Below are 21,654 nucleotides of genomic sequence, written 5' to 3'. Positions count from 1 at the left end.
TTATTTGTTGCTAAGTTTCTCTTAAAGCATTGTTGACATGCCACCATCTATGGCAATTGTCTGTCCAGTAATATAGTCAGAACCAGAACCTGCTAATAAAAGAGTCAGTCCTCTTAAGTCTTTTGAATCACCAGCTCTATGTGCTGGTATCTTCATCAAAAGCTGTTTTTCGTGTTTCTCTAAGACAGATGTTATCTTTGTTGGGAAAAAGCCAGGCGCAATTGCATTTACTTGAATATTATAAGGAGCGAGCTTAACTGCCAGTTCTTTTGTTAATGTGATAATGGCACCCTTGCTTGTGTTATAAGCAATGGCGTCTAAAAAGAGTGGGTGTGTGCCGAATAAAGCAGTTACGGAGGAGATATTGATAATTTTTCCTGACTTTTGCTCAAGCATTTTTTTGGCAGCAGCTTGTGAAAATAAGAAAGCTCCCTTTACATTAACATCCATGACTTTGTCCCATTTATCCTCAGGATAATCTAATGTAGGAGCTATCCAGGAAGTTCCGCTATTATTAATAAGGATATCAATCGAGCCAAACTGTTCCTCGGTTTTTTCAATTACTTCTTCTATTTCCTTTTGATTTGCTACATCACAAGCAAGTGCGATTGCTTGAATTCCCTTTGCTTTAAGAAATTCTACTGTTTCACTGCAGTTTTCAAGCTTTCTCGAACAAATAACAATATTGGCACCAGCTTCTCCTAAGCATGTTGCCATTTCCTTTCCTAACCCTCTTCCACCACCTGTAACGATAGCCGTCTTTCCTGTAAGATCGAATAACTCATTCATCTATATGATTATCCTCCTGTAGTTAAAGATTTCCTTATAGTATAAACAAGCAGTGGGTGAAAGGTGCTTAAAATAATGAATCCCCCCAAGCCTATAACTTAGGGGAATTTCCTTGTGTAAGGCTGGTGCCCAGTCCAAAAAAGGGACAGATGCATATGTAATAGAGTAAGGATAAATAGAACACAAGAAGAGGAGGCAATGCAACATATGTATGGATATAGACATCCTCATGACTCGAGAATATTTTTTGGCGCACCGTTAGTTGGTGGTTTAATAGGCGGATTAGTTGGTGGAGCAGTAGGCGGAGCTTTAGTAAGACCAAGACCTTATTTTTATGGGCCACCAGTCCCTTATGGTCCAGTTCCTTATGGCCCAGGCCCGTACGGACCATACCCTTATTACTAAGAAGTTATCTCCCGCATTCTTTGTATGCGGGGTTTTTTCTTTTTTAAAGCTCGCTCCAGCGCAGCTTTAACGTTAAATAACAGCAAGGAGGGGCATTTTTATTATCAAAATCCAATGTAATTCCGTCAGGGTTATATTTTACCTTTGGGAGATGTGAAATACCGCTTGTTCGCAGTAATTCGTTAACAGCATTTGTGTTGGAGGATTGTGCTGCTTGCATGACCCGTCTTGCATAATCCTTTGATTGAAATCTTGTCATAAGAGTCCTTGCATCTGTTAGCAATATCAAGCTATTTTGAGCGCTCTTCACAAACTGGTCTGGCTTTACTTCTGGCAGCTGGCGAAATGGATATGGGTAGTACAAATATGGGTGAATAGGTATTGGTGAAAAGGGGTAACAGCGATGAGAATGTTGTCTAAACATAATATTCACTCCGATCACTTTTAAGTAGTGGATATTTAATCGTATTCTTCCCCTGTTTTTCATATGAACAATTTAAGCACTTTTCTACACTTTGGAGAAATAAAAAAGCATTAGGCGAAAAAACGACATTTCGCACTAATGCTTGGAATTTTTACTTATTACGGTGCTCCACTAAATCAATAGCTCCTAATACAATATGTGCCAAGCCAAAGCCAAACACAGTATTAGAAATCATGGAATCGATTCTGCGATTTTGTTTCATTACAATACCAGCTGTTGTTACTGCAGTACCTAAAACAGTTGGAATTAAGCCTTCACGAATATTTTCCATTTAGTTTCACCCCGGTTCAAGTTTGTCCCTAACTGGACAATAATAATATGCTCTTCTTTGTATGTTGTTAGCCTTGTAATTTGTTGGTACATATTACAATAAGCTTAATTGCTGTTGTTTGAATCATTTTGATGGAAACACGGAGGCATGATTCTCCCAAAAAGTAGGGGGTATAAATGTTTTTATTAGGAAAAAAATAGAAGTGAGGCAATCGTTTTTCTATAGAGTTTTGCACAATAATGACTTTTTTACTACAATAAACACAGTGTGATTAAGATAATGTTTAGTATAAGGAGATAAAAAGGGAATAGATGAATACTTATTTAACAAGTTACTTTCCGCTTTTTTCAATAAGTTTTTTTAGTTTATCATTTGCTATCCGTATTCAATCAAGTATTATTGATGTTTTTAAGAGGCTGGGCATGTATGAAGGCCTGCTGGAGTTTTTTTCAGAAACAGGGATAAGGCTCGCACTATTGCTGTTTTTTTGTGTTTTTATTTTTATGGCCTTATCTGCACTGAAACTTATTGCAGATACTTTGAATGGATTATCGTTATTATTTTTTTCCATTGATTCAAAAGGTGAAAGCTTGATCAAAACAAGGAAAGGAAGCCTAATTTATTTTTGCGGAAGCATTCTGTCTCTTTTTGGTGTTTACAGCTATGCACTTTTGATTGGAATTTTTGTTGTGACAACGCTTGTTTATTTCGTCTATTTTGTTAATTCAGCGAGCAGTAGCCTCAGTTTTAGTGGCATTGTATTTTATATCTTTTTTCAAGTATTGACATGGGCAGTCATGATAACCGGATTCATTTTGTTATGTATCAAGCTTTACAATGCTATTATTGGAAGCCTGCCCATTTAAGATGGATACACTGAAATGTAGGAGATTTTTTCACGGGGTGAGAACAGAAAGGCTTCGGTGCTTTTAGCGCCGAAGCCTTTCTACGTTCTAATTCTAATACCCAAATGTCCAGGAACAAAGGATTTTTATGGCATCATTATCTTTTTCCAAATGGACAAATGAGGTGCTTTGCTTTCAATGCTCTTCAGGTTTGTTGGTGTATCATTTCCTACCCAGACGCCGACGGTGATATCCTTGGATAATCCGACCATCCAGTAGTCTTTATAATCATTAGTAGTACCTGTTTTGCCCCCGAGATAAGCAGATGGAAAGCTTGCCTTTTTGGCTGTTCCGGCAGTGACTGTTTTTTGGAGCAGTGCTCTCATTTTGTCGTTTGTGTCTGAATTCCAAACTTTTTCTTCTTTTTCTTCCCATTTAAATAGCAGTTTACCGTCAAGATCTGTAACAGAGGTAATAGCATGAGAGCTTTCGAAGTTGCCGTCGTTACCAAAAACCGTGTAAGCATTCGTTAACTCTAATGGTGACATTCCTGTCGTGAATCCGCCGATTGCAGAGGACAAATGAATATCCTTTTCTGTTACCTTCTTAAATGGAAAATGAGCTAAGTAGCCAAATGCAGTCTCTATCCCAATTTCATCAACAAGCCTGACAGCAGGCGTATTATAGGAGTGAATAAAAGCCTGCTCTAATGTCACATTGCCATATCCTCGTCCACTGTAATTTTGCGGACAATAGCCATCCTTACAAAAATCGTCTGCATTCACAAGACTCGAGATATTCTTGCCAGTTTCCTGAAGATAAGGTCCGTACACAAGCAGTGGCTTAATGGCAGATCCCGGCTGGCGATATGCCTGATAACTTCGGTTAAATTCGTATTTTTGATACTTTTTTCCGCCAGCAAGTGCGCTGATTGTATGGCTGTTATGGTTGATGACAACAGCAGCTCCATCTGCATCTATGGAGCTAAGTGAGCTTTTAACAGCATTGACAGCTTTAGCCTGCAGCTTGCGATCTAAACCCGTTTGAATAACAATCCCTTGCTCAAGAACATTTTGGACCTCTGCATCAAGTTTTTTGCTAAGTATCTCTGTTTCCTGTTCATCTGCATGTTTTATTTTTTCTGCATAACCTGTTTTTACGGAAACAAGTGCTCTTAATTCATCCTCTACATATGTGACATAATCAGGATAAAGGTCTGTTTTCTTTTGAAGGCGGAGCGTGATTTTTTCTTGGGACATTTGCTCTGATTCCTTTGCGGAAATCTTACCTTCCTTCTTCATTAACTGAATCAACCGAGCTTGTCTTTTTTTCGTTTGCTCAAAATGCTTAATTGGATCATAGATTGTTGGGTTGTTAGGTATGCTTGCCAAAAAAGTAAGCTCTGCTTTTGACAGGTCGCTAGCCTTGCTGCTGAAATAATAATTTGCTGCTGCTTCTAGGCCATATATGTTATTAGCAAAATAAACAGCATTAATATATTGTGTCAGGATTTCTTCCTTTGTCCATTTTCTTTCTAATTCGTAGGCATAAAGCAGTTCCTTCAGTTTTCGGTTGTATGTCTTGTCGTAGGACTGAAACATATTCCTTGCTAGCTGTTGTGTGATGGTGCTTCCGCCTTGTTCAATTGAATCTGATTCTGCATTAGTCAGTATTGCTCTGCCGATAGCTGGAAGATCAAACCCGACATGGTCATAAAAATGTTGATCCTCAGACAATATGAACAAGTCCCTCACATATTGGGGAATTTCCTCTTTTGGCACAATTTTTCTTATTCCTGTAGAAGGGTTGATTTCTGAAATGATTTTTCCGTCATTATCGGTTATATAGCTTGACTGAGCAAGCTTCATGGAAGCCAGCGGAATACTGTCATCTAAAAATTGATGAAAGCTTACATATTTCTTTTTTTCTGCTGTTGTCATATAAAGGACAGCAACTAAACTAAGCAGCATTAAAAGTGTAAAGATAATTCCGAGTTTTCTTCTCATTTCTTTTCCCTCATTATCAAGATGTTAATAAAAGCATAAAGGATTTTTTGCATGTATGCATGAAGTATTTTGCAAAAAAACGGGATAAAATATTATCATTTAAGTTAATAAAAAAATAAATAGAAAATTTTAAAGCTTCGTGAATATTCTGTTATAATAGAAGAAAAGGCTTTTATAAAATTTAGTCGACCGGATATTCTGAAGAAAGAAGGTGAAAAGATGGAGAAGCAGCAACAGCATTTATTTATAGACTTTGAATTTACAATGCCAGAAAGAAACACTAAATATAAAGGGTTTCAGCCGGAAATTATTGAAGTCGGCATCGTTGCTGTCGTAAATGACAAGATAAGAGAAACCTTTTCTGCCTATGTGGCTCCTAATAAATTTCCCATTCTTTCAGAGCGATGTAAGTCCTTCTTACATATTACGCAGGAGCAAGTCGATAACGGAATTACATTCTTGGGCTTGCTCGAAAAAATCACGGAGATGGGCAGTGGCTATTCAAATATTGTGGTAACATGGGGCAATATGGACATGAAGGTGCTTAAAAACAATTGCAGCATGGCAGGAGCGGCATTTCCTCATTTCTGTAGTGAAGTTGATCTGTCCATGGAGTACAAAAGGTTTTTTGGAGACCAAAACCAGACAGGGCTGTGGAAAGCAGTGCGGGAATATGGCAGTGAAGGGACAGGAAAACACCATCGAGCCTTGGATGATGCCCTTACAACCTTTGATATTTTTAAATTCGTCGAAAAAGACAAAAGGTATTTAGGAAATACAGAAACGACGACAATCGGTGATTTGATTGATTTATCCCAGTTTTATAATAAATTTGCGTAAAAAAAGGATTGACAGCTAAGTTTTACTAGTTGCCACCCTTTTATTTTTTTTGTTTTTTTAGATTATACTCGGTTATACTCCGTTTCAAGTATTTCAAGATTTTTCAGGCTTTTTTCCGCAAATGCTGAATGATCCTCCGTAAGTTCTGATCGCATTTTATCGATAGCTTGTAAAAGTGATGTCCTGTAATCAGGTATTTCCTCTTCATATAGTTTTACCATTGGCTTAGGCGTGTTCATTTGCTCTCTGAATGAAAGTGCCTTCCTTTCATGAAAAAAGACACCCTCTGCCTGCTTTGGGTTGTGTAAATCACCTTGCATAGGGTGCTTAAGCACTGCTAATACTCGAACCAAATAGCTATTGCTGCGAATATCTGTAATTTCACCGATGTATTTTCCTGTTTTATAAATGGCGGTAACCTTATTACCAACTGCTAGATCCATTTCATAAGCCTCCTAGTACAATCTTTCTTAAATAGTACCATATCCACTAGTTATGTTAGAAATAGAAGAACCGGCATAATTTGATTATTTCTACAAATAATACTCCTATTATCGATATTGGAGGAGTTCGTAAATGAAAAAAATCATTCCTATGATAGCGGCACTTCTTATTATTGCAGGTTGTGCGACAGGAGATGTATCTAAGGTAGATGTGGAAATGTTTAATGATGTCGGTGATTCCTTAGGTACAATCAATATAGAGGAGCAAACATCAGGAGTGATGCTCACGGTGAATTTAAAGGGGTTAACACCTGGAGTGCATGGTATTCACATTCATGAAATAGGAAAATGTGAGGCTCCTGAGTTTCAGAGCGCTGGCAATCACTTAAATCCTGAGGACAAAGAGCATGGCTTGCTTCACCCAAAAGGAGCTCACGCTGGGGACCTTCCCAATATTATTGTTGAGGCAGATGGTTCTGTAAAGGCAGAGTTAATGGCACCGCAGGTTACACTGCGAGATGCGAAAAATTCATTATTTACACCAAAGGGAACTTCTATCGTTATAACAGAACAACCAGATGATGGAATGACACAGCCGGCTGGAGATTCTGGGAACAGAGTTTCATGTGGAGAAATAAAAAAATAGTCAAAAAAAGCATGGAACTGAATTGGTTCACATGCTTTTTTGTATTTGTAGTGATCCTTAGAAAAAAGTATCGTAAAGCAAGAATAAGTTTAATAGCACGATAACTGTCGCAATAATCCAAGAGAGAACAGTTATTATCCTTGTATTTCGCAAACTGCCCATAATTCGTTTACTGCTAGTAAACATAATTAGTGGGATTAAAGCAAAACCAATACCAAAGGACAGGATAACCTGGCTTAATACTAATGCTGAAGTTGGGTTAACCCCTGAAGCAATGATGATGATCGGCGGAATAATGGTAATCAGCCTTCTCACATAAATCGGAATTCGGAAATTGATAAAGCCCTGCATAATCACATCGCCAGACATTGTACCAACGGAAGAGCTGGATAAGCCTGCAATTAAAAGTCCTAAACCGAACAATATGGCAGATAACGGACTAACTAATTGCTCAAAATGCGTGAAGGCAACATCAAGATCATTAACAACAAAGCCATTTGCATGGAATAATGCACTTGCAACGATTAGCATAGCAGCATTGATAAAACCTGCAATCAACATGGCAATAAGGATATCAAAGAACTCAAAACGGAAGATCATTTTCTTTTCTTGATCCGTTCTGCCGACAATTCGCTTTTGAGTTAAGGCAGAGTGTAAATAGATTGCATGTGGCATAACGGTTGCCCCAAGTATCCCTGCAGCAAGCAGTACACTGTCAGTACCCTTGAACTGTGGTGTAAATAAACCATGCATGACAGACTGTAAATCCGGTTTAGCAAAAAACATTTGTGCAATAAAAGATAAGACAACGATAAAAAGCATCGCTGTAATTCCAGCCTCAAGGGAGCGGTAGCCTCTTCTTTGCAGCTCCAATATAGCAAAGCTGCCGATTGCAGCAATGATGCTGGATTCAAGCATTGGGATGCCGAAAAGTAAATAAATACCAAGTGCAGCACCAATGAATTCGGCTAAATCGGTAGCGATAATGACTAGTTCACCTTGAATCCATAAGCCGATGCTGACGGGTTTAGGGAATTCCTCTCTCGCTACTTCGGCGAGGTTTTTTCCTGTAGCAATACCTAACTTTGCAGATAATGATTGAATGATTAAGGCCATAATATTAGAAAACAAGATAACCCATAATAATAAATAACCGTATTGGGAGCCTGCAGCGATATTTGTAGCAAAATTACCCGGATCAATATAGGCAATGGCAGCGATAAAGGCAGGACCAAGAAACGGCAGAAACTTTTTAATTCCTTTAGGACCATTTAAAACAGAATCTACATGAGAAGCCTGTTTACTTCTTTCCAATTTGTTCACCTGATTTCTTTTGGTTTTTTCCTATACGATAAAATGTTTCCTTAACGCAACTTTATCTTAGAATATTCCTCGTTTTCTATTTTGTCAATGATTCTGCAATAAAATGTATGAAGTAAATAATGGGGCTAATTGGTCTGTGCTGGTTCTTAAAATCCACAGCAAAAAATTAGCCCATTTTGGTTGTTATCGTGTTAACGGCACATATTTTGTGATAAAATATGGACAGCAAAATAGGAATAAAGGTGAAAGTATGGATAACCAAGAAGTGAACGTAGAGCTTGTAATGCTTTTGGATGAATGGGATCCCTTCAAAATCGGGAAGGGAAATTATGATACCGAAATTGCAGATTGTGTCTATGCTGTCCATAAAATTGACAATGTAGAGGAACTTGCAGCAAAAATTCAGAAGATATACGAGTTTTCCTTCGAAGAAACGATTCCGATGGAAAATTGTCTTTCTATTTCAGCAAAGCTATTGCTTACAAAGGAAAGCGGTTCTTGTGCCCTTTAATCTGGGGAAAATTTTTTCACTCAAAATTTTGGAGGGATATAAATGAAGTTGACAGAAAAAGAAATTGAAGTGGCAGAAATTTTAGAAAAAAACGCCCGTATTACAGATGAAGATATCTCTAAAATGATTGAGGAAGATTTGCAGACGACTAAAGAAATTGTAGCAAAATTGGAAGATATGAAAGTAGTTGTCCGCTATACAAGCATTGTGGACTGGTCAAAAGTGGAGGGGCATGAAGGCGTTACCGCAATGATCGATGTTAAGGTGACACCAAAGCGTGGAGTTGGATTTGACGAGGTTGCACAAAGAATTTACCGCTTTAAAGAAGTGAAATCATTATACTTAATGTCAGGGACATACGATTTGTCTGTTATTATTGAAGGGAAATCAATGAACGATGTGGCTAGATTCGTGTCAGAAAAGCTGTCCACATTGGATTCAGTCTTGTCAACGACAACTCATTTCATCCTTAAGCAATACAAGCATGATGGGACAATTTTTGAACCGAATAATGATGATAAAAGGATAGTGGTGTCACCGTGATGAATCAGACAAAAAGCTATATTGCCGACAAAGTTGCGGAAATGAAGCCTTCGGGCATAAGGAGATTTTTTGATTTGGCTTCCAACATGGAGGGAGTCATCTCACTTGGCGTTGGGGAGCCAGACTTTGTAACATCATGGTCTGCAAGGGAAGCCGCCATCCTCTCCTTGGAGCAAGGCTATACTTCCTATACGGCAAATCCAGGTATGCTGGAGCTGAGAGAGGAAATATCCTCTTATATGAACAGAAGATTTCATGTTGAGTATAATCCTAAATCAGAAATTATTGTTACAGTTGGTGCAAGTCAAGCAATTGATATTGCTTTAAGAGCAATCTTAAATCCAGATGAGGAAGTTATTGTGCTTGAGCCATGCTTTGTTGCCTATGCACCGCTCGTTACCTTGGCAGGAGGCAACCCCGTTCCTGTCCAAACATTAAAGGAAAATGAATTTAAGGTTCTTCCTGAACAGCTTGAAGCTGTAATAACAGCTAAAACAAAAGCAATCATGATTTGTTCGCCTAGCAATCCGACAGGCTCTCTTTTGTCTGCATCTGAATTAGAGGCAATCGCAAATGTTGCTAAAAAGCATGATTTGCTGATAATTTCAGATGAGATTTATGCAGAGCTATGCTATGACGAGGAATACACAAGTATGGCTGCAATAAACGAAATGTGGGACAGAACATTGCTCATTTCCGGTTTTTCTAAAGGATTTGCCATGACTGGTTGGAGGCTTGGCTTTGTGTGTGCACCAGAGGAATTAACGCAGGCTATGCTTAAAATCCATCAATACAGTTTAATGTGTGCACCTACAATGGCACAGTTTGCAGGACTTGAGGCACTAAAATCTGGCAGCAATGATGTCGAGGACATGAGAAAAAGCTATCGCCGCAGACGAAATCTTGTTGTGCAGTCATTAAACGATATGGGCTTAAGCTGCCATATTCCTGGCGGAGCGTTCTATGCATTCCCTGACATTACAGCAACAGGCTTAACATCAGAGCAATTTGCAGAGAAGCTATTAATGGAAGAAAAAGTAGCAGTCGTACCAGGAAATGTTTTCGGAGAGAGTGGAGAAGGCCATATTCGTTGCTCCTATGCATCCTCATTAGAACAACTGCAAGAAGCTTTGAAGAGAATGAAGGATTTTACAGATAGATACAGACAATAATGGTCCGTTCATTAGAACGGTCCTTTTTTTGTTTGGAAACATTCTGCTAGCATTTATTAAGTAATATTTGTGAAAACTTAAAATGTCTTGATTAAACACAGCGATATAAAAATACTTTTTGTATTAACGTATCTTTTGTGATATAATTTTATAATGCATATTAAAGGAAAAATTAATATATAAAATACTAGGAGTGTTCTCATGTCAGATAAAATCGAAGTTGGAAGTGTATTAACAGGAAAGGTAACTGGAATTCAGCCATACGGCGCTTTCGTTTCTCTAGACGAAAACCAACAAGGGCTTGTTCATATTTCAGAAGTAACACATGGCTATGTTAAGGATATCAATGAATTCCTTAAAGTTGGCGACGAAGTTAAAGTGAAAGTTCTATCTGTTGATGGAAATGCAGGAAAAATCGGATTATCTATCCGTGCTACTGAAGAAGCACCAGCAGCTCCAGCAGATGCTGAAAAAACAAAAAAACCTCGCGCTAAGCGCCAAGCAGCTCCTGTTACTGTTGATGCAGACAGCAGCCAAGGCTTCAATACACTTAAAGACAAATTGCAAGAGTGGATTGATCAATCAAACCGTAGCGATTTAATTAAGAAATAATAAAAAAAAGCAGGATGCTCACGCATTCTGCTTTTTTTGTTATTTAATTGATCTTGGTTCAGGTTCACGAGATACTTCAGCACTAGGCTTGAATAGGAGTCCTAAATTGATTAAGCCTGCAAGTCCAACCAATCCATAGATGATTCTAGATAATGCAGATTCTTGCCCGCCGAAAATGGCTGCTACTAAATCAAATTGAAAAAATCCAATTAGTCCCCAATTTATTGCTCCTATAATCGTCAACACTAATGCTGTTCTTTGAATACCACTCATGTTCATTTCCTCCTTGTATTGGATTCCTTATTATCTTTTGCAAAGCAATTGCATTTATGCATTAGCTATTCTGCATTTTTTCTTTTTTTTGGGTAAGATAATGTTTGGTAAGTAACTTGGCAAATGTCAGTTCATTTCTTTTGATTTTCGAATTAATTTAGTAAATAATAAGTAGTGTCCTCCTGCTGATTTCTTCATTTTAGGAACAAAAGGAGCATTAATATTGATTATAGGAGGAAAAGTGAGCATGAATAATTTCACATTTTATAACCCGACAAAATTGATTTTTGGGAAGGGCCAATTATCGCAGCTCGCGGATCAACTTGCTCCGTACGGAAATAAAATCCTTCTCGTTTATGGTGGAGGAAGCATTAAACGCAGCGGCCTTTATGACCAAGTTGTTGGCATCTTAAAAGAAAATAATAAAGAAGTTTTTGAACTGTCAGGAGTAGAGCCAAACCCTCGTTTAACAACTGTTCAAAGAGGCGTAGATATCTGCAAGACAGAAGGAATTGATTTTATTTTAGCTGTTGGCGGCGGAAGTGTTATTGATTGTACAAAAGCTATTTCTGTCGGCGCTAAATATGATGGAGATCCATGGGATATTGTGACAAGAAAAGCAATACCAACACAAGCAGTGCCATTTGGAACAGTATTAACACTTGCTGCTACAGGCTCTGAGATGAACTCAGGTTCTGTTATTACTAATTGGGAAACACAAGAAAAGTATGGCTGGGGAAGCCCATTAACATTCCCTGTTTTCTCTATTCTTGATCCAGAGAATACATATACAGTGCCAAAAAACCAAACGATTTATGGAATTGTAGATATGATGTCACATGTTCTTGAGCATTATTTCCATTTAGAAGAGAACACACAATTCCAAGATTATATGTGTGAATCCTTGCTGAAAACAGTGATGGAAACAGGTCCTAAACTTGTTGAGGACTTGGAGAATTTTGAATATCGTTCAACAATCCTATATTCCGGCACAATGGCATTAAACGGCATGCTTAACATGGGTTACCAAGGAGATTGGGCAACACATAATATCGAGCATGCGGTGTCAGCTGTTTATGATATTCCGCACGGAGGAGGACTTGCCATTCTTTTCCCTAACTGGATGAAGCATAACTTGAATGTGAAGCCTTCAAGATTCAAACAGCTTGCTGTAAGAGTGTTTGGAGTGGACCCAGAAGGTAAAACAGATGAGGAAGCTGGATTGGAAGGCATCGAAAAGCTAAGAGAATTCTGGAACAGCATCGGTGCACCATCAACGCTTGCAGATTATGATATCGATGACAGCAAGCTTGAGCTAATGGTTGACAGAGCAATGGCAAGAGGAGAATTCGGACGCTTTAATTTATTGAAGGCAGAAGACGTTCGCGCTATTTACAAAGCATCCTTGTAAGACGTGCTTAGCTTCTATTGATCATAATATACTATTGGGTCCCAGCTAATTTATCAAGCTGGGACCTAATAGGTAATAGTGACTAAAAGATGAATATCGGAAAAAAAGTCTGTTTGTATCCGCTTCCAAAACAATCTCATTCTTGATTAGTTTGGACACATTGTATAAAGTGAAAGAGGATACAAAAATAAATATAATGGAGGATCATTTATGACACACGTTCGTTTTGATTACTCAAAGGCATTAAGCTTTTTTGGAGAACATGAAATTACATACTTATCTGATGCGGTTAAAGTTGCTCATCATTCCTTACATGAAAAAACGGGAGCAGGAAGCGACTTCTTAGGCTGGATCGATCTTCCTGTTGATTATGATAAAGAAGAATTTTCCCGTATTTTAAAATCATCACAAAAAATCCAAAACGATTCTGAAGTTCTGCTTGTAATCGGAATTGGTGGCTCTTATCTTGGAGCACGTGCAGCAATCGAAATGCTGAACCACAGCTTCCATAATGCTTTATCTAAGGATAAAAGAAAAACTCCACAAATCATCTTCATCGGAAAAGACATCAGCTCTACATATATGAGCGATGTTATTGATTTCTTAGGTGATAAGGATTTCTCTATTAACGTTATTTCTAAATCTGGTACAACAACAGAGCCAGCAATTGCATTCCGTATTTTCCGCAAGCTATTGGAAGAGAAATACGGTGCAGAGGAAGCTAAATCAAGAATTTATGCAACAACTGACAAAGCGCGCGGTGCATTAAAAACACTTGCTACTGAAGAAGGCTTTGAAACGTTTGTTATTCCTGATGATGTTGGCGGACGCTATTCTGTACTTACAGCGGTGGGCTTGCTTCCAATCGCAGTTAGTGGTGCAGATATTGAGAAAATGATGAAGGGTGCAGCAGCTGCTCGCGAAGACTTCAGCTCTTCAGAATTAAGTGAAAATGCTGCATACCAATATGCTGCAGTACGTAATGTTCTTTACAATAAAGGCAAAACAATTGAAATGCTTATCAACTATGAGCCAGGACTTCAATATTTCTCTGAGTGGTGGAAACAGCTGTTTGGTGAAAGTGAAGGAAAAGACCAAAAAGGTATTTATCCGTCTTCCGCTAACTTCTCAACTGATTTGCACTCATTAGGGCAATATGTTCAAGAAGGTCGCCGCGATATTTTTGAAACAGTTGTTAAAGTGGACAAGCCTCGTCATGAATTAACGATTGAAGCAGCAGAAAACGATCTTGATGGCTTGAACTACCTTGCAGGTAAAACTGTTGACTTTGTGAATAACAAGGCATTTGAAGGTACGCTTCTTGCACATACAGATGGCGGTGTGCCAAATCTAATCGTTACAATTCCTGAAATGGATGAATACACTTTCGGTTACTTAGTGTACTTCTTCGAGAAAGCATGCGCAATCAGCGGATACCTTCTTGGAGTTAACCCATTCGACCAACCAGGTGTTGAAGCATATAAAGTTAATATGTTCGCATTGCTTGGCAAACCAGGCTTCGAAGAGAAAAAAGCAGAACTTGAGAGCCGTTTGAAATAAGAGATTAATCACATGAAAAGGACAATCCATTTAAAGGATTGTCCTTTTCGTTTCCAGCATTTTATATTTTCATGTTTTTAGGAAGGGAATTAAGGATAAATAACTACTATAATTCATAATTGTTTTAGGAGGGATATGAATGTTAGTAGAACAGGATCAGACATTAATAAGGGCATTACAGGAATGTATGATAGCAACTAATCACTGCTTGAATGAATGTCTTGCTGAAGATGAATCAAATATGATGATAGATTGTATTCGCTTAGACCGGGAATGCATGGAGTTTTGTTCCAACCTAGAACAAGCAATTATCCGCCAATCTCCATATGCGAAAGAACTAGCCGAGCTTTGCCTGAAGGTTTGTGAAGCATGTGCCCAGGAATGCCAAAAGCATGATCATAAGCATTGCCAATATTGTGCAGAAATTTGCTTGCAATGTATGGAAGCATGCAAAACATACTTAAAGAAGTAATTTCATGCATAACAGCGCTAATTTTTAGAGCGCTGTTTTTTCATGCAAACTAAAATCCGGCTATCAGGATAAGCTCATCTTTTTCTTCCACCATAAAGGATGCCCCTGGCTTAATATAAGACTGACTGCCTCTTTTTACCCCTAATAAAAGTTTGTCATCAAGAAGAAGATACGAACTGAGGGCAGCGAAATCAAGCCTTTCCTCGTTCTTCCATTCCCCAAGTGGGACAATTTGTAATCTTTTATCTTTGAAATTCCCTAACAAATCAAGGAAGGCAATCATTGTATCTTGTGAATTTAGACTGCTGTGCATGACAAAGCTTGACAGTCGATTTGTTTGAATAATTTCATCAGCACCGGCGCGATGTGCATTCGTTACTTGCTCTACAGTCAAAATTTCAATAATACAAGGAACTGCAGGGTTTAACCCTTTTATGGCGAGCAATGTCAAAATGGAATTCATATCAGCATACATTTCGTCTTTACTTTGGTCAGCAGTAATAATGACTTTGCTAGCTTTCCAAATATTAGCGCGAAGAAGTGTTGCATCAATATTTGGGTTCCCTTGAATAAAATGGAGCGACTCAGGGCTTGGATTTTGAGAGAGCGATTCATCAACAAGCGTAATGACAGCTTTTTTTCCATCCTTAGAGATGGATTGAATCAGCGCCTTAGAACGTTCATTCCATCCGATAATAACAATGTGATCCTGTCCTTTATAAGCTGATTTTCCTTCCATAAAGGCATTTTGTCTGGCTACTGCTGCTGTTGCCAATGTCACTAAGTACGTTGATAAAAAACCTGCTCCAGTAAGAATAAGCAGCATGCCTGTCACTCTTCCTATTATTGTAGTAGGAGTGTAATCCCCATATCCGACTGTGGATGCTGTGATAATTGCCCACCATACTCCTTCAAAAAAGGATGGGAAGTTGTCAGGCTCTACTATCGTAATAACCATTCCGAAAAATAAGATAATGGAAACTGCAATAGTTAGAATTCTGATACTGATCGGAAGACGTAGAAATGCGGTGAGTACAGTGTTCGGCAAAATATTTCACTCCATCTTAAAATGTATATATTTCATTATGGACGAAATAAAAATCTTTCATAATTAAATGAAAGATTTTTATTGTAATGCCTGTTCACTTAGTAAAGGGAGAAATGCAATAATGCCTTTTGATTTTCTCAATTGATTCTTGCAGCTCGTCATGTCCTGCAAGGTTTGAAAGCATTCCTTGGATAATAGGATTACGAGGGGAGTCTGTTTTAATTTCCGATTCCAGTACGTCCAATGTAATTTCAATTGATTCTTTATCTGAATATCCTTCGGCTTTTTTGCGGATTTGATTAAGGATATCGATTGCTTTTTCCGTATTTGCTGCCATAAAATCGATTTTCGGCTTATGCAGTAATTTGTGTATATTGGCTTCTGTGAAGATAGGGGTTTCGCCCGATATCCCAGCCACGATTGAGTCCATTCTTCTCCATAAATATTGAGACAGATTCATTGCACTCATGTCAATCTGTCCATGAAGCAGAAGCCTCAAAAATGACTGCAACAGTCCTTCATACATGATTTGTAAATCCAAGTGAAAGCGACTTGTTTTTTCTCCGTATAATTCAAGTAAGTAATCTAAAGAAAATTCTCTAATATCTGTCTGCATTTGGATTATTAATTGCTTAATGGAATCATTTAGCGGAATTGCTTGCTCGCGTGTTTGCATGATAATGAAATCTTTATGTTTTAAAGCATGTACAAAAAAGGCTGATGTTTGTTCAACCAGCTTATCCTTTGCTGTAATGTCTTTATGTTTGATGCTGTCAAATAGCTCTACTAATTCCTTGTAATAATAATCGAGGATAGCAAATAATAATGTATCCTTCGACTTAAAATATATATAAAAAGCACCTTTGGATATTCCGCAATCATTTGCTATTTCTTGAATGGAGGTGGAGGAATATCCTTTTTGCGCGAAAAGCTTCAGCGCAGAGTCTATTATTTTTTTTTCTTTCTCTTTCAAACGAAGCGCCTCCTATTCTTTTATAAGGAAGAGTTGGAAAAGTGAATAAAAGTATAAAATTCCTATCGAGATTTTACTATTAAACCATACAACTGAAAATAAGTAAAAAGATAGCTGGTTCTTTCTATTGTACCATTTGTCCCTTCTTATTTTAGAGTAAAAAAAAGTTGTTTGTACAAAAAAAGATATTCCTTTATGATAATAATTATCACTTTCTGTACGATAAGAGACCAAGAGTCGAAAAAATAGGTAAATTAATTACTTGACGCTATCTTCTTGTATATATATACTTACTTACATATAGTAAGTGGTTTGTTTAAAAATCATTAAATGATGCAAATTAAGATGGATGAATTTCAAAGGAGACTTAAATATGAAAAAAGAAGTAATTGATCTTCTTCAAAATAAAATGAACATGATACCTTTCAAGGAAGACAAAAAATTATGCTTAGTTGGGCCTGTTAAGCTGCCCGTTCAGCTTGAGGATAAAGTGGTAACATTCCAATGGTATACATGGCTTGCGATCACCGAGCAACAATCAAAAGAGGAGCTTCTTAAGAGCTTGCCTTCATTAAATCTGGCTGAGTACCAGCAGTCATCAGTACTAGTATATGGAGACTTTGAACATATAGATGAAACGCTAATCCGCATGCACAGTATTTGCCATACAGGGGATATATTTGGAAGCAAACGCTGTGATTGTGGGTATCAGCTGCACCAGTCAATGAAAATGATTGTTGATAATGGCAGCGGAGCACTTTTCTACTTGGCAAACCATGAAGGTCGAGGAATTGGTCTATTCACTAAGTCATTAGCGTATCTGCTTCAACAGGAAGGCATGGATACTGTAGAGGCAAATCATGCCCTTGATTTTGCTGATGATACAAGAAGCTATGAAGAGCCAATCAGTGTTCTGCAAGCATTGCGTACAAAGCCTGTTAAATTAATTACTAATAACCCGAAAAAGCTGGAAGCATTGAAAAAGCTCGGATTAACTGCAGAAGAAAATGTTCCTCTTTGGGGAGACAGATCAGAATTTAATGAGAAGTATTTAGATACAAAGGTAATGAAATCCGGACATATTCCATTACAAGAAGAAATTGTGACTTTTTGAGGAGCAGAATGATGATAAAAACTGATCATGATTTTATGAAAATGGCTTTGGACCTTGCAGAAACTGCAAAGGGGAAAACAAATCCGAACCCAGTAGTCGGTGCAATCTTAGTTAAGGATGGCGTTATTGTCGGTTCTGGTCTGCACAGGAAAGCAGGTGAGCCCCATGCAGAGGTTCATGCCTTCAAGATGGCTGGCGAACATGCGAAAGACGCGACTCTTTATGTTACATTGGAGCCATGCTCGCATTACGGGAAAACACCACCATGTGCGAATTTAGTGAAGGACTCTGGTGTGAAGAGAGTTGTAGTTGCAGCACAGGATCCGAATCCTTCTGTCGCTGGTAAGGGCATTGGCATTATCAAGAATGCTGGTATTGAAGTGGAGGTTGGTGTGCTTGAGGAGGAGGCAAAAAAGCTAAATGAGCGCTTTATGCACAATATGATCACACAAACTCCATTTGTTATCTCTAAGGTTGCCATGACATTAGACGGCAAAATTGCCGCATATACAGGTCACAGTCAATGGATTACAGGGGAGGAAGCGAGGAAAGAGGTCCATTATCTTCGCAATGAAGTGGATGCGATCCTTGTCGGTGTAGGAACGGTATTAGCTGACAATCCAAGATTAACGACTCGACTAGACCAGCCTGCCAAAAATCCAATTCGAATTATTTTAGACAGCAAGCTGCGAACACCAATTGATGCAAATGTGGCAGATTGCTCTGAAGCTCAAACGATCATTGTTACAGGACTAGATATCAATCATGAAAAGGCTTCGGCATTAAAAGAGAAAGGCGTTAAAATCATTCAGGTGTCTGATGATGGAAGGCTTGATCTGAAGGAAGCAATGAAGAGGCTGTATGAAGAGGGGATAACAGATATCCTGCTTGAAGGTGGCAGTGAAGTGAATGCAAGCTTCATGAGAGATGGGCTCATTCAAAAATACATTGTTTACATTGCACCAAAGATTTTAGGCGGAAAATCCTCCTATACTCCTTTTAGAGGGGAAGACGTGGAAACAGTCGATGAGGCTGTGCAATTGAGGTTTGAAACAGTAGAAAAGGTAGGAGAAGACTTAAAGGTTTTCGCATACCCGGCTGGTTAACCAGCAGTGAAAGATTAAGGGAAGAGGATGGGGAAATGACAGTTCTGAATGCAGAGGTTTGTATTGTAGGTGCAGGTCCTGGTGGGGCAATGCTGGCTTATTTGTTGAGTAAAGCAGGAGTCTCGACTATCCTGCTTGAACGGCATCATGATGTGGATAAAGAATTTCGAGGAGAGCACTTAAATGAGGAGGGAGAGCAGGTCCTCAAAAGTGCTGGGCTCTTTTCCAAATTGAAGAAAAAAGGCATTCTTTGCATGAGCCAAGTTGATTATATAGCAGATGGTAAAGTAGTCAAAAGCATCCATCCCCATCCAGAAGTCGGACATACTGGCATACATGTTCCACAAAAGCATCTGCTGAAGCTGCTGTTGGAGGAATCATCAAGGAACGCTGCGTTTAGACTGGAAATGGATAGTGCTGTTAAGGAGCTAATCCAGACTGAAACGGGAGATTATTCTGGTGTAATCGCGTTAATTAACGGTGTTGAAACCGTTATCAACAGCAAAATCATTATTGGCGCAGATGGAAGATTTTCAACGATAAGAAAAAAAGGGGATTTCCCTGTTGAGGCAATTAAGCACGGCTATGATTTGCTTTGGGCAAAAATTCCTGCACCATCTAATTGGGAACCTGCCATTAAGATGGCGCTAGTCCAGGGCAGCCAGCTTGCCCTTTTCACACAATTCGGAGGGTTTATCCAAATTGGCTGGAATATAGAGGAGGGAAGTTTTCCTGCACTTCGTAAAGGATCCTTCTCGCATTTTACGGACCAGCTTTTATCTGCATTTCCAGAGCTTGAGGAGTCAGTGCATTCGCATATTAAGGAATGGAAGGATTTCGTACTTTTGAAGGTGGAAAGCTCTAAAAGCAAAACATGGATCAATAATAATGTGATTTTATTAGGAGATGCAGCCCATACAATGAGTCCAACTGGAGCATTTGGTCTTAACAGTTCCTTAAAGGATGCAGAGGTGCTTGCGGAACTATTAGAACGAATTCTTCTCCAGAATGAATCGATGGATTTATTAAAGATATACGAGGCTGTCCGGAAAACAGAGGTAGAAAAGGTACAGGAAGAGCAGCTTCGCAGAGAAGCGACCTTTAAGGACCATTTTCCCGCAGCTGTAGTTGTTAATTGATTGGAAGGGAAGCATATAATGAGGTTCGGTTTTGATATTGATGATACATTAATTAGTTTACGTGAGCATGCCTTTCATTTATATAATAAAAAGCTGCATAAGGATGTGCATGTCGATCATTTTCATGCACTAAAAACAGTAGAAATACATGAACCGTTTGGTCTAGATGGTGAAGAGGGTAAAAATATGTGGAACTCTTTAAGTGAAGAGATATATTTCACAGATTGTCCCCCATATCCAAGTGCAGTTGAATTTCTGCAAAAGCTGACTGCTAATGGACATGAAGTTTATTATATTACAGCAAGAAACAAGGTGTTTGCAGAACGTACAAAGGAATGGATGAAAGCACAGGGCTTTCCTGTTAAGGATGATCACTTTTTCTGCGGGATGGCTGATCATGAGAAAATAGATGTTATCCAAAATCTTGGGCTTGATTACTATATGGATGATAAGCCTGCTGTTTTGGATACACTTGCAGAAACTGGTGTTCAACTGCTAGTGAAGGACCAATCGTATAATAAGAATCTTTCCTATGATAGAGTATACAGTTGGGCAGATGTTTGGGAATATCTTAAACTAGCAGAAGGCAAATGAAAAAAGCAGGAATAAATCCCCTGCTTTTTTCATTTGCCTTTTTATAGCTTCATTCCCATCCTGCTCTTATACCTTTTTATGAGCATTTGGCAATCGACACTGACAACACCTTGGATAGCGTATAATTTATTCGTTAAAAATTGCTCCATTTCATGATTGTCTGCAAAAATTCCGTGCATATGTAATTTACTTGGCCCTGTCATATGATAGAGGCTGCTTATAGCGGCTTCATTTGCTAATAATTCAGCTACCTCCTCAAGATGCTTTGGTTCCACATCAATATTAAAGAAAGCAGACACCGTCTTGCCGATTTTTACAGGATTAATAACAGCTGTGAACTTTTCAATTATGCCATTCTCCACCATTGCATTGATTCGCATTTGCACTGCTACCCTTGATATTCCAACTTCTTTTCCGATATCTGTGTAGGAAATCCTGCCATTATCATGCAATAATGACAATATTGCATGATCAATCTGATCTAATTTACTTGGCGTCAGTTCATGTCCATTTGTCATTTAGGTCTGTTCCTTTCTAATTTAAATGGGGTACAACAATGCCGCCATATGCAAAGGCTAAGATAATAACAATAGCAGGGTGAATCTTAAATTTCTGCAGTAAGGCAAAGGAAATCACCGCGATAGCAGCTGTTTGAATCCATCCTAAAGAAATATAGGAGTCTTGCAGCATTTCAAATGTAAGGATTATCATTAATGCCGCAATGACAGGCTGAACTAAAAGTGCCATTCCTTTCACTATTTTTGAATCACGATGCTTACTCATGATATTAGCAAGAAAAATAAGGGCAGCAGCAGATGGTACAACAGTTGCTACTAAAGCTACGATAAAGCCCCACCATCCGCCAATTCCAAACCCGACATATGCGGCTATTTTTGTTGCGATTGGACCGGGAAGAGCATTACCAAGTGCTAGCATATTGGAGAAATCGGCATTTGAAAGCCAATTATAGCGATTAACAATCTCTTCATACATGAGAGGAATGGAAGCTGGTCCGCCACCATAGCCAAAAATATTAGATAATAGGAAACTTAAAAAGATGCTGATTAATATCAT

At 38.5% G+C, this 21,654-nt stretch carries 26 protein-coding genes; 15 read left to right on the top strand and 11 right to left on the bottom strand.

The window, feature by feature from the left end:
* Positions 1 to 21 precede the first annotated feature (21 nt).
* Positions 22 to 789, bottom strand: a complete 768-nt coding sequence (locus EM808_RS09605; RefSeq protein ID WP_127737997.1) for an SDR family oxidoreductase — start codon at positions 787 to 789, stop codon at positions 22 to 24.
* A gap of 207 nt (positions 790 to 996) precedes the next feature.
* On the opposite strand from EM808_RS09605, the gene EM808_RS09600 reads away from it, so the two are divergent.
* On the top strand, positions 997 to 1,194 hold the full coding sequence (locus tag EM808_RS09600; protein ID WP_127737996.1) for a hypothetical protein: 198 nt from the start codon (positions 997 to 999) through the stop codon (positions 1,192 to 1,194).
* Positions 1,195 to 1,237: 43 nt separating this feature from the next.
* Here the strand turns inward: EM808_RS09600 and EM808_RS09595 are convergent, their stop codons facing one another.
* Together EM808_RS09595 and EM808_RS09590 are read right to left on the bottom strand one after the other, a co-directional pair.
* Positions 1,238 to 1,618 (bottom strand): hypothetical protein, encoded by a 381-nt coding sequence (locus tag EM808_RS09595; RefSeq protein WP_127737995.1) that lies wholly within the window; start codon positions 1,616 to 1,618, stop codon positions 1,238 to 1,240.
* A gap of 151 nt (positions 1,619 to 1,769) precedes the next feature.
* Positions 1,770 to 1,949, bottom strand: coding sequence for an asparagine synthase (locus EM808_RS09590; protein WP_127737994.1), 180 nt, complete (start codon positions 1,947 to 1,949; stop codon positions 1,770 to 1,772).
* Positions 1,950 to 2,260: 311 nt separating this feature from the next.
* On the opposite strand from EM808_RS09590, the gene EM808_RS09585 reads away from it, so the two are divergent.
* Positions 2,261 to 2,815 (top strand): DUF5366 family protein, encoded by a 555-nt coding sequence (locus tag EM808_RS09585; RefSeq protein WP_127737993.1) that lies wholly within the window; start codon positions 2,261 to 2,263, stop codon positions 2,813 to 2,815.
* Positions 2,816 to 2,940: 125 nt separating this feature from the next.
* Here the strand turns inward: EM808_RS09585 and EM808_RS09580 are convergent, their stop codons facing one another.
* Positions 2,941 to 4,800: a transglycosylase domain-containing protein gene (locus EM808_RS09580; protein WP_127737992.1), complete on the bottom strand. Its 1,860-nt coding sequence runs from the start codon at positions 4,798 to 4,800 to the stop codon at positions 2,941 to 2,943.
* A gap of 219 nt (positions 4,801 to 5,019) precedes the next feature.
* Between EM808_RS09580 and kapD the strand changes: the two genes are divergently transcribed.
* Entirely contained in the window at positions 5,020 to 5,640 is a 621-nt protein-coding gene (gene kapD / locus EM808_RS09575) for a 3'-5' exonuclease KapD (RefSeq protein ID WP_127737991.1), read from the top strand.
* A 62-nt stretch (positions 5,641 to 5,702) separates the two neighbouring features.
* On the opposite strand, the gene kapB is transcribed toward kapD, so the two are convergent.
* Positions 5,703 to 6,083, bottom strand: coding sequence for a kinase-associated lipoprotein KapB (gene kapB, locus EM808_RS09570; RefSeq protein ID WP_127737990.1), 381 nt, complete (start codon positions 6,081 to 6,083; stop codon positions 5,703 to 5,705).
* A gap of 133 nt (positions 6,084 to 6,216) precedes the next feature.
* Between kapB and EM808_RS09565 the strand changes: the two genes are divergently transcribed.
* Positions 6,217 to 6,729 (top strand): superoxide dismutase family protein, encoded by a 513-nt coding sequence (locus EM808_RS09565; RefSeq protein ID WP_127737989.1) that lies wholly within the window; start codon positions 6,217 to 6,219, stop codon positions 6,727 to 6,729.
* 57 nt (positions 6,730 to 6,786) lie between these two features.
* On the opposite strand, the gene EM808_RS09560 is transcribed toward EM808_RS09565, so the two are convergent.
* On the bottom strand, positions 6,787 to 8,043 hold the full coding sequence (locus tag EM808_RS09560) for an Nramp family divalent metal transporter (protein ID WP_225314795.1): 1,257 nt from the start codon (positions 8,041 to 8,043) through the stop codon (positions 6,787 to 6,789).
* A gap of 259 nt (positions 8,044 to 8,302) precedes the next feature.
* On the opposite strand from EM808_RS09560, the gene EM808_RS09555 reads away from it, so the two are divergent.
* From EM808_RS09555 to yugI, 4 genes are all read left to right on the top strand, one after another.
* Entirely contained in the window at positions 8,303 to 8,563 is a 261-nt protein-coding gene (locus tag EM808_RS09555) for a DUF1871 family protein (protein ID WP_127737987.1), read from the top strand.
* A gap of 42 nt (positions 8,564 to 8,605) precedes the next feature.
* The gene (locus EM808_RS09550) at positions 8,606 to 9,106 is read left to right on the top strand and encodes an Lrp/AsnC family transcriptional regulator (RefSeq protein ID WP_127737986.1); all 501 of its coding nucleotides are present in this window, start codon (positions 8,606 to 8,608) and stop codon (positions 9,104 to 9,106) included.
* Entirely contained in the window at positions 9,106 to 10,278 is a 1,173-nt protein-coding gene (locus EM808_RS09545; RefSeq protein ID WP_127737985.1) for an aminotransferase, read from the top strand. Before EM808_RS09550 ends, EM808_RS09545 begins: the two co-directional genes overlap by 1 nt.
* A 201-nt stretch (positions 10,279 to 10,479) precedes the next feature.
* Positions 10,480 to 10,890 carry a S1 domain-containing post-transcriptional regulator GSP13 gene (yugI, locus tag EM808_RS09540; protein WP_127737984.1) on the top strand — a complete coding sequence of 137 codons (411 nt, stop codon included), beginning with the start codon at positions 10,480 to 10,482 and terminating at the stop codon, positions 10,888 to 10,890.
* 39 nt (positions 10,891 to 10,929) lie between these two features.
* On the opposite strand, the gene EM808_RS09535 is transcribed toward yugI, so the two are convergent.
* Complete coding sequence (locus EM808_RS09535) at positions 10,930 to 11,163, bottom strand: DUF378 domain-containing protein (RefSeq protein ID WP_127737983.1); 234 nt, start codon at positions 11,161 to 11,163, stop codon at positions 10,930 to 10,932.
* Between the two features lie 247 nt (positions 11,164 to 11,410).
* Here EM808_RS09535 and EM808_RS09530 point away from each other — a divergent pair, with 247 nt between their 5' ends.
* The 3 genes from EM808_RS09530 (at position 11,411) to EM808_RS09520 (ending at position 14,606) form a co-directional block, all read left to right on the top strand.
* Complete coding sequence (locus EM808_RS09530; RefSeq protein WP_127737982.1) at positions 11,411 to 12,574, top strand: iron-containing alcohol dehydrogenase; 1,164 nt, start codon at positions 11,411 to 11,413, stop codon at positions 12,572 to 12,574.
* A 210-nt stretch (positions 12,575 to 12,784) separates the two neighbouring features.
* Positions 12,785 to 14,134, top strand: coding sequence for a glucose-6-phosphate isomerase (locus EM808_RS09525; protein WP_127737981.1), 1,350 nt, complete (start codon positions 12,785 to 12,787; stop codon positions 14,132 to 14,134).
* Positions 14,135 to 14,273: 139 nt separating this feature from the next.
* Positions 14,274 to 14,606, top strand: coding sequence for a four-helix bundle copper-binding protein (locus tag EM808_RS09520; protein ID WP_127737980.1), 333 nt, complete (start codon positions 14,274 to 14,276; stop codon positions 14,604 to 14,606).
* 49 nt (positions 14,607 to 14,655) lie between these two features.
* Here EM808_RS09520 and EM808_RS09515 read toward each other — a convergent pair whose 3' ends face one another.
* Both EM808_RS09515 and EM808_RS09510 read right to left on the bottom strand, forming a co-directional pair.
* A complete protein-coding gene (locus EM808_RS09515) occupies positions 14,656 to 15,654 on the bottom strand; it encodes a potassium channel family protein (protein WP_127737979.1) in 999 nt (332 codons plus the stop codon).
* 94 nt (positions 15,655 to 15,748) lie between these two features.
* Positions 15,749 to 16,627, bottom strand: a complete 879-nt coding sequence (locus EM808_RS09510; protein ID WP_127737978.1) for a TetR/AcrR family transcriptional regulator — start codon at positions 16,625 to 16,627, stop codon at positions 15,749 to 15,751.
* Positions 16,628 to 17,000: 373 nt separating this feature from the next.
* Between EM808_RS09510 and EM808_RS09505 the strand changes: the two genes are divergently transcribed.
* From EM808_RS09505 to EM808_RS09490, 4 genes are read left to right on the top strand one after another with little or no spacing between them, the layout of a single operon-like run.
* Positions 17,001 to 17,741: a GTP cyclohydrolase II gene (locus tag EM808_RS09505; RefSeq protein WP_127737977.1), complete on the top strand. Its 741-nt coding sequence runs from the start codon at positions 17,001 to 17,003 to the stop codon at positions 17,739 to 17,741.
* Positions 17,742 to 17,752: 11 nt separating this feature from the next.
* Positions 17,753 to 18,847, top strand: coding sequence for a bifunctional diaminohydroxyphosphoribosylaminopyrimidine deaminase/5-amino-6-(5-phosphoribosylamino)uracil reductase RibD (gene ribD / locus EM808_RS09500; protein WP_182102010.1), 1,095 nt, complete (start codon positions 17,753 to 17,755; stop codon positions 18,845 to 18,847).
* Positions 18,848 to 18,882: 35 nt separating this feature from the next.
* On the top strand, positions 18,883 to 19,986 hold the full coding sequence (locus tag EM808_RS09495; protein WP_127737976.1) for an FAD-dependent monooxygenase: 1,104 nt from the start codon (positions 18,883 to 18,885) through the stop codon (positions 19,984 to 19,986).
* Between the two features lie 18 nt (positions 19,987 to 20,004).
* A complete protein-coding gene (locus EM808_RS09490) occupies positions 20,005 to 20,580 on the top strand; it encodes a 5' nucleotidase, NT5C type (protein ID WP_127737975.1) in 576 nt (191 codons plus the stop codon).
* Positions 20,581 to 20,621: 41 nt separating this feature from the next.
* Here the strand turns inward: EM808_RS09490 and EM808_RS09485 are convergent, their stop codons facing one another.
* Together EM808_RS09485 and EM808_RS09480 are read right to left on the bottom strand one after the other, a co-directional pair.
* A complete protein-coding gene (locus EM808_RS09485; protein WP_127737974.1) occupies positions 20,622 to 21,098 on the bottom strand; it encodes an Lrp/AsnC family transcriptional regulator in 477 nt (158 codons plus the stop codon).
* Between the two features lie 16 nt (positions 21,099 to 21,114).
* Entirely contained in the window at positions 21,115 to 21,654 is a 540-nt protein-coding gene (locus EM808_RS09480) for a chromate transporter (RefSeq protein WP_127737973.1), read from the bottom strand.

The organism is Niallia taxi, from assembly GCF_004005475.1.
Taxonomy (GTDB): domain Bacteria; phylum Bacillota; class Bacilli; order Bacillales; family Cytobacillaceae; genus Niallia; species Niallia taxi.
This window is presented reverse-complemented; position numbering and strand designations above follow the sequence as displayed.

Coding starts and splice junctions, on each gene's coding strand:
- EM808_RS09605 (WP_127737997.1), bottom strand. CDS start 789: ATGAATGAGTTATTCGATCTTACAGGAAAGACGGCTATCGTTACAGGT.
- EM808_RS09600 (WP_127737996.1), top strand. CDS start 997: ATGTATGGATATAGACATCCTCATGACTCGAGAATATTTTTTGGCGCA.
- EM808_RS09595 (WP_127737995.1), bottom strand. CDS start 1,618: ATGTTTAGACAACATTCTCATCGCTGTTACCCCTTTTCACCAATACCT.
- EM808_RS09590 (WP_127737994.1), bottom strand. CDS start 1,949: ATGGAAAATATTCGTGAAGGCTTAATTCCAACTGTTTTAGGTACTGCA.
- EM808_RS09585 (WP_127737993.1), top strand. CDS start 2,261: ATGAATACTTATTTAACAAGTTACTTTCCGCTTTTTTCAATAAGTTTT.
- EM808_RS09580 (WP_127737992.1), bottom strand. CDS start 4,800: ATGAGAAGAAAACTCGGAATTATCTTTACACTTTTAATGCTGCTTAGT.
- kapD (WP_127737991.1), top strand. CDS start 5,020: ATGGAGAAGCAGCAACAGCATTTATTTATAGACTTTGAATTTACAATG.
- kapB (WP_127737990.1), bottom strand. CDS start 6,083: ATGGATCTAGCAGTTGGTAATAAGGTTACCGCCATTTATAAAACAGGA.
- EM808_RS09565 (WP_127737989.1), top strand. CDS start 6,217: ATGAAAAAAATCATTCCTATGATAGCGGCACTTCTTATTATTGCAGGT.
- EM808_RS09555 (WP_127737987.1), top strand. CDS start 8,303: ATGGATAACCAAGAAGTGAACGTAGAGCTTGTAATGCTTTTGGATGAA.
- EM808_RS09550 (WP_127737986.1), top strand. CDS start 8,606: ATGAAGTTGACAGAAAAAGAAATTGAAGTGGCAGAAATTTTAGAAAAA.
- EM808_RS09545 (WP_127737985.1), top strand. CDS start 9,106: ATGAATCAGACAAAAAGCTATATTGCCGACAAAGTTGCGGAAATGAAG.
- yugI (WP_127737984.1), top strand. CDS start 10,480: ATGTCAGATAAAATCGAAGTTGGAAGTGTATTAACAGGAAAGGTAACT.
- EM808_RS09535 (WP_127737983.1), bottom strand. CDS start 11,163: ATGAGTGGTATTCAAAGAACAGCATTAGTGTTGACGATTATAGGAGCA.
- EM808_RS09530 (WP_127737982.1), top strand. CDS start 11,411: ATGAATAATTTCACATTTTATAACCCGACAAAATTGATTTTTGGGAAG.
- EM808_RS09525 (WP_127737981.1), top strand. CDS start 12,785: ATGACACACGTTCGTTTTGATTACTCAAAGGCATTAAGCTTTTTTGGA.
- EM808_RS09520 (WP_127737980.1), top strand. CDS start 14,274: ATGTTAGTAGAACAGGATCAGACATTAATAAGGGCATTACAGGAATGT.
- EM808_RS09505 (WP_127737977.1), top strand. CDS start 17,001: ATGAAAAAAGAAGTAATTGATCTTCTTCAAAATAAAATGAACATGATA.
- ribD (WP_182102010.1), top strand. CDS start 17,753: ATGATAAAAACTGATCATGATTTTATGAAAATGGCTTTGGACCTTGCA.
- EM808_RS09495 (WP_127737976.1), top strand. CDS start 18,883: ATGACAGTTCTGAATGCAGAGGTTTGTATTGTAGGTGCAGGTCCTGGT.
- EM808_RS09490 (WP_127737975.1), top strand. CDS start 20,005: ATGAGGTTCGGTTTTGATATTGATGATACATTAATTAGTTTACGTGAG.
- EM808_RS09485 (WP_127737974.1), bottom strand. CDS start 21,098: ATGACAAATGGACATGAACTGACGCCAAGTAAATTAGATCAGATTGAT.
- EM808_RS09480 (WP_127737973.1), bottom strand. CDS start 21,654: ATGATATTAATCAGCATCTTTTTAAGTTTCCTATTATCTAATATTTTT.